General features: G+C 33.8%; 9 protein-coding genes. 6 read left to right on the top strand and 3 right to left on the bottom strand.

Going from position 1 to position 6,006, the window contains the following annotated elements:
* The 6 genes from PHI38_RS08350 to PHI38_RS08375 all read left to right on the top strand — a co-directional run.
* The coding region (locus PHI38_RS08350; protein ID WP_299854989.1) for an ArsB/NhaD family transporter at positions 1 to 715 on the top strand (715 nt) is incomplete at its 5' end.
* A 65-nt stretch (positions 716 to 780) separates the two neighbouring features.
* Positions 781 to 1,629 (top strand): S1-like domain-containing RNA-binding protein, encoded by an 849-nt coding sequence (locus PHI38_RS08355; protein WP_299854992.1) that lies wholly within the window; start codon positions 781 to 783, stop codon positions 1,627 to 1,629.
* 1 nt (position 1,630) lies between these two features.
* The gene (locus PHI38_RS08360) at positions 1,631 to 1,837 is read left to right on the top strand and encodes a hypothetical protein (protein ID WP_299854995.1); all 207 of its coding nucleotides are present in this window, start codon (positions 1,631 to 1,633) and stop codon (positions 1,835 to 1,837) included.
* A 9-nt stretch (positions 1,838 to 1,846) separates the two neighbouring features.
* Positions 1,847 to 2,536, top strand: a complete 690-nt coding sequence (locus PHI38_RS08365; RefSeq protein ID WP_299854997.1) for a lysophospholipid acyltransferase family protein — start codon at positions 1,847 to 1,849, stop codon at positions 2,534 to 2,536.
* A gap of 53 nt (positions 2,537 to 2,589) precedes the next feature.
* Positions 2,590 to 2,892 (top strand): chorismate mutase, encoded by a 303-nt coding sequence (locus PHI38_RS08370; protein WP_299854999.1) that lies wholly within the window; start codon positions 2,590 to 2,592, stop codon positions 2,890 to 2,892.
* Between the two features lie 5 nt (positions 2,893 to 2,897).
* Entirely contained in the window at positions 2,898 to 3,635 is a 738-nt protein-coding gene (locus tag PHI38_RS08375; protein ID WP_299855002.1) for a sulfurtransferase, read from the top strand.
* 34 nt (positions 3,636 to 3,669) lie between these two features.
* Here PHI38_RS08375 and infA read toward each other — a convergent pair whose 3' ends face one another.
* Genes infA through secY form a run of 3 tightly spaced genes read right to left on the bottom strand, consistent with a single transcriptional unit; the run spans position 3,670 to position 5,929 of the window.
* Positions 3,670 to 3,888, bottom strand: a complete 219-nt coding sequence (gene infA / locus PHI38_RS08380; protein ID WP_008338996.1) for a translation initiation factor IF-1 — start codon at positions 3,886 to 3,888, stop codon at positions 3,670 to 3,672.
* Positions 3,889 to 3,904: 16 nt separating this feature from the next.
* A complete protein-coding gene (gene map / locus PHI38_RS08385) occupies positions 3,905 to 4,663 on the bottom strand; it encodes a type I methionyl aminopeptidase (protein ID WP_299855006.1) in 759 nt (252 codons plus the stop codon).
* Between the two features lie 3 nt (positions 4,664 to 4,666).
* On the bottom strand, positions 4,667 to 5,929 hold the full coding sequence (secY, locus tag PHI38_RS08390) for a preprotein translocase subunit SecY (RefSeq protein WP_299855009.1): 1,263 nt from the start codon (positions 5,927 to 5,929) through the stop codon (positions 4,667 to 4,669).
* Positions 5,930 to 6,006 lie beyond the last annotated feature (77 nt).

The raw sequence follows: 6,006 nt of genomic DNA on the forward strand, positions 1-6,006 counted from the left end.
TTTCCCATTTTTCATAAGTACCATAATAAGTATGCTTGTCCTTTGGATAGTTTTGCGCAAAGATATGCCTTTACATGTAGATATAACTCTACTGAAAAATCCAAAAAAGGCTATAAAACACAAAGGGCTATTTAACTTCTCTTGGTTCTTCATAGCACTTCTGCTTTGTAGCTATTTTATAGGGGATGCTTATCATCTGCCTATCTCTTTGTTTGCGCTTGGTGGTGCACTTATCTTTCTACTAATTGCTGCATTTGCTAGAGCCATTAAACCAAAAGAGATAATCAAAAATGCACCTTGGCAGGTTGTCTGGTTTTCTCTTGGTCTTTATATAGTTGTTTATGGACTTAAAAATGCGGGATTAACCGATTACTTGAGCGAGATACTGCTCTACTTAAATACTCAAAGTCAGCTCGTGGCAGTTGTTGGAACTGGATTTTTAGCAGCTATTTTATCCGCTGTGATGAACAATATGCCTACCATTATGATTATGGATATAGCACTAAGGGATATTGCAAATGATGCGATGATATATGCAAACATTATAGGTTGTAATCTAGGTCCAAAAATGACACCTTTTGGCTCGCTTGCCACACTTTTATGGCTTCATACGCTAGAGAAAAAAGGGATAAAAATTGATTACTACTCATATACAAAATTTGGACTTCTAGTAACTCCTATAGTTTTGTTAGTTGTCCTACTCTCACTGCTCTAAAGACGATATAATGGCAACCTTATTTCTCAAGCACTTTGAGATAGACGGAATTACAAGGAAACTACATGCAACAAAACGAACACTTAGAACTAGGTATCATTAACACTCTCAGAATTGATAGATTCACTCCACATGGAATCTTTTTAGAAGCACTTGATGGTAAGGATGTTCTTCTGCCACAAGCTTATGTAACAGAGGGCATGCAAGAAGATGAGCTTTTAGAGGTATTTTTATATACGGATTCTGAAGATAGATTAGTGGCAACTACACTCTCACCAAAAGCTATGCTAGATGGGTTTGGCCTATTTGAAGTAGTCGATATTGCACCATTTGGCGCATTTGTAAACTGGGGTTTGCCAAAAGATCTCTTTGTTCCTAAAATGTTTCAAAAAGAGCCATTTAAAGTTGGAGACAAAAGATTTTTAAAAGTCGTTTATGATGATAGAACTCACAGACTTGTAGGAACAGAAAAGTTGGGAGATTTTTTTGAGCGTAGAGTAAAGGGTTTGGTGCAGCATAAAGAGGCAGATATCCTTATCATCGCAAAAACTCCACTTGGATATAAGTGTATAGTTGAGGGAAAGTACGAAGGATTAATTTATCATAATGAGATTTTTGAAAAGATAGAGATAGGCAATCAAAAAAAAGCTTTTGTAAAAAATATTAGAAAAGATGGCTGTATAGATTTATCGCTTCAACAAAGCAGTGCAAAGAGAAAAGATGCTTCGGTAGAAAAAGTTCTTACACTTTTAAACGAAAATGGTGGCAGTATGCCTTATAACTACAAGAGTGATGCAGAACTGGTAAAAGATGTTTTTGAACTAAGTAAAAAAGAGTTTAAACGCTCTTTGACTGCGCTTGTAGATAGCAACGTTATTGAAGTTAGAGAAAACGGTATATACCTAAAGAGCTAAGATGGCAAAAAACAAGAAGAGTATAGAACTACATGAGAGAAAAATATCATTTAAACTTGAGAATGTTTCTTATGATGTTATAAGATTTTATCCAACAAAAATGACACTTGATGTTATGGTTTTTGAAAATGGTATAAAAGAGGGAATTAAAACACTCCCTTTTGCTCATCTGCCAAAAGAGATAAAAAAAATTATAAAGCCAAACTAAGGGGTAGCTTTGACACTAAATCAGATAAAAATAGCAATTTATGCGATATTTTTAACCAACTATTATGGATTTAAACTCACACGCTTAAAAGATTCAAAAGATAAAAAGAGGTTAAGAGTTGAGTATGCTAGTAAATTACTTGGTAAGTTAAATATAAAAATAAACATCATCAACAAAGAGAAGCTTCCACAAAATGGCCAATATCTTTTAATCTCAAACCATAGAACCATTATCGATCCTCTTATAGTTGAAATTGCCACAAAAGATAGCTCTATATTTGGTTATTGGATAGCAAAAAAAGAGCTTTATAACTCACTGTTTTTTGGAAAATTCACTAAAAATGCTGGGACTATTTTACTAGATAGAGAAGCTTCTCAAATGAGTGGTTTTTTTAAAGATATAAAGCAGCGCACAAAAGAGGGAAACTCTATTTTTATATTTCCTGAGGGAACAAGAAATAGCTCAGATTCACCTCTAGCTGAGTTTAAAGAGGGCTCTGAGATTATTGCAATTAAAAACAGACTTCCAATTCTTCCTCTTTATATACGCTCCAGAGCAGAAAATATTTTATTATCTGCTATCAAAGATTCAAAACAAGAGCGTATTATAGAAGTAGAAATAGGTGATATACTTGATTATAAAAATAGAGATTTGTCACTTCAAGAGGCTTATATAAGAGCTTTTAATATAGTTGAGTAATCAACTTATTATCTCTTTTTAGATAACATACTTTACTACAAATGGAGAATAAAATGTCAAAAGTAAAAAAATGCAACTCTCTGCAAGAGATAAGAAGTGAGATTGATAAAATTGATGATTCATTAGTGGAATTAATTTCTCAAAGAAGTCACCTTGTTCGCCAAGCAGCACAGTTTAAAAATAGTATTGAAGAGGTCAAGGCTGAAGATAGGGTTGATTATATCTTACAAAAAGTACGTCATTCTGCCATTAAAGCTGATGTCTCTCCTAACATGATTTCTGACCTTTTTAGAATCATGATTAATGAAATGGTTGAGACAGAAATATCAGAATTTAGAAATACACAGACATTTTAACTACTATGAAATTTATACTAATACTTCTTTTTGCTATACATCTAGCTGCTTATGACGCTTTTATAAAACCAGAGCAGTTACATAATATCTTAGAAGAAAAAAATCTTATCCTCCTAGATGTAAGCGACTATTCATCTTATGATCAAAGCCATATTTCTGGTGCTATCCATGTTGATATCTCTAAGTTTAAAAAAAGTAAGTATGCAAGACTTGCTGTAAACTATAGTAAAAAAGTAGAAGATGCTATGAGTAAGCTCGGCATAAATAACGACTCAAACGTAGTTATTTATTCAAGAACAAATAGTAATGATTATCTAAATACAACCTATTTAGCATCTATATTTTTACAGCATGGATTTAATAACGTATCTATACTAGATGGTGGATATATGGCATGGGTCTTTAAATATAACGATATAGTTACCTCTAAAGAGTCAAAATCTTTACAAAAAGGTAATTTTAAAGTGCTCTCTAATCCTCTTGTATTAGTAGGTGATGAGTACTTAAATCAAGGTTCAGAAATAATTCCAGCTAAGAGTGTTAAAGAAATTTTCTTTGATGATTTGACGCTAAAGAATGAGCTAGAGCTAAAAAAACTCTTTGCAGACGAACTCTCTTTATCTAAAGATAACAAGGTTGTCATATACGGTGATACCCTTTTAACCTCTTGCGCTAATTGGTATGTGTTATATCAAATGTTTGATTTAAAAAATATGAAGATTTATAAAAGTTCTACGGAGTAAGTATTTTTAAAAAAGAGGCTTGCACCCCCTTTTTTTATTTGTATCTATAAGTGATACGCCCTTTATCTAAAGAGTATGGTGTTAGCTCTAGTTTTACTTTATCGCCTGGTAATATCTTTATATAGTGCATACGCATTTTTCCTGCGATATGACATAAAATGATATGTCCATTTTCTAACTCAACACGGAATGTTGCATTTGGCAAAGCCTCTATAATCTTGCCATCAACTTCGATAACATCTGATTTAGCCATTTTAATCCTTTTTTTCTCAAGCCAGAGATAAAATTTCAGCTTTACCGTTGATTATTGCAACAGTATGCTCATAGTGTGAGCCGCGTAAACCATCGGCACTAACAACATCCCACTTATTCTCTAAAATAAGCGGTTTTGACTCTATTTGACAAATCATAGGCTCCAAACAAAAAACCATTCCGTTTTTTATTTTTGGACCACCTTTAGCATCTATACCATCTAAGTAGTTTGGTATTTCAGGTTCTTCATGTGGCTTTCTACCAATACCATGACCACAAAAGCTATGTAGTGGCACAAAACCTCTTGAGCGAATAGAGTTCTCTAAGATTACAGATAACTCTTTAAATCTCATTCCAACTTTTATTGCAGCTATTGCTTCATAAAGAGACTCTTTAGCACATGCTATTAACTCTTTGTCTCTCTCACTTACTTCTCCAACTGCTACAGTAATAGCTGCATCACCAAACCACCCATTAAGTTCAGTCCCAATATCATAACCGATAATATCACCCTCTTGGAGTTTATATTCTGTTGGGATACCGTGAATGATTACATGATTTAGTGATGTACATACGGCATTTGGAAAGCCATAAAGACCTTTAAAAGATGGTTTTGCACCATGAGAGCGAATATAATCCTCTGCCATAGCGTCTAACTCTTTTAAAGAAATACCGACTTTTGTGTTTTGTTTTAGAAGCTCTAACGCACCGCCAACTATTTTATTGGCAGAGCGAAGTTTTTCAATATCTGCGGGTTTTCTAAGCGCTATGGCCATTATTTAAAGACCAACTGCACTTAGCGTCTCATACTTACTCATGTAAATTTGAGCCTCAATTTTTCTCATAGTATCAAGTGCAACTTGAACAACAATCAAAACTGCAGTTCCTCCAAAGAAGAACGGAACTCCCATACCTTTGATAATCATAAACGGTAGAGTTGCTACTAAACCAAGATATAGAGCACCACTAAATGTTAGGTTGCTCGCTGTCATATTTAAAAATTCAGCAGTTGCATTTCCAGTACGAATACCTGGAATAAAACCACCCTGTTTTTTTAAATTTTCAGAAATATCTTTTGAGTTAAATGTAATCGATGCATAAAAGAATGCAAAGAAAACAACAAAAGCAAATGTCAAAAAGTTAAAGAAATAACTATTTGGATTCAAGTAATCAGCAATAGCCATAATCGTTGGATTAGTGCTACTTGACATTACAGTCATTGGGAACATTAATATTGCACTAGCAAAAATAACTGGAATAACACCAGAAAGATTCACTTTAATAGGAATGTAGTTCATAACTCTTTTGTTCTGATTTTGCAACATAACTTTTTTAGCATACGTAACTGGTATACGGCGCTCACCAAGCTCAACATAAATAATTACTGCAATAGTTCCAAAGATAAGAGCTAAAATAACTAAAACTGTTAAAAAGCTCATAGCCCCTGTATTTACCATAGTAAATGTTTGGCCAATTGCGCTAGGTATTGCAGATACGATTCCAGCAAAAATAATTAAAGAAATACCATTTCCGATACCACTTTGAGTTATCTGCTCACCAATCCACATTAAAAGCATCGTTCCAGCTAGCATTGATACAGCTGATAAGAGTATAAATGTGTTGTGATCAGCTAAGATTGCGCTGTTACCATTAGGTCCTGTTAAACTTTGTAGTCCAACACTTATACCTATTGCTTGAATTATTGTAATTACAATAGTCGCATAACGAATGATTTGCATATACTTGACCATTCCATCACGCTCTTTTTTCATCTGTCCAAGTGTAGGGAAAGTTGCAGCAAGAAGCTCCATGATAATAGAAGCAGTGATGTAAGGCATAATTCCAAGAGCTATAATTGACATTCTCTCAACAGCATTTCCACTAAACATATTAAATAAACCTAGTGCATCTGATTGATGTGAATCGAAGAATGAAGCAATAACAGCAGCGTCAACGCCTGGAACTGGCACGTATGCCAGTAGGCGATAGATGAATAAAAACCCGATAGTAATAAATATCTTATTTACTAGATTTTTATTCACGACTATTTACCTGTTGCAGTAACGTTGTCGTCTTTAATTTTTGATGCTAAATCTTTAGCAGATGCACCAACTAACTT

It is taken from the genome of Sulfurimonas sp. (genome assembly GCF_028694895.1).
Classification (GTDB): domain Bacteria; phylum Campylobacterota; class Campylobacteria; order Campylobacterales; family Sulfurimonadaceae; genus Sulfurimonas.

What these genes read in the sequence shown, in the direction of transcription:
- PHI38_RS08370 (WP_299854999.1), top strand. Translation starts at nt 2,590, where the DNA reads ATGTCAAAAGTAAAAAAATGCAACTCTCTGCAAGAGATAAGAAGTGAG.
- PHI38_RS08360 (WP_299854995.1), top strand. Translation starts at nt 1,631, where the DNA reads ATGGCAAAAAACAAGAAGAGTATAGAACTACATGAGAGAAAAATATCA.
- infA (WP_008338996.1), bottom strand. Translation starts at nt 3,888, where the DNA reads ATGGCTAAATCAGATGTTATCGAAGTTGATGGCAAGATTATAGAGGCT.
- PHI38_RS08355 (WP_299854992.1), top strand. Translation starts at nt 781, where the DNA reads ATGCAACAAAACGAACACTTAGAACTAGGTATCATTAACACTCTCAGA.
- PHI38_RS08375 (WP_299855002.1), top strand. Translation starts at nt 2,898, where the DNA reads ATGAAATTTATACTAATACTTCTTTTTGCTATACATCTAGCTGCTTAT.
- map (WP_299855006.1), bottom strand. Translation starts at nt 4,663, where the DNA reads ATGGCCATAGCGCTTAGAAAACCCGCAGATATTGAAAAACTTCGCTCT.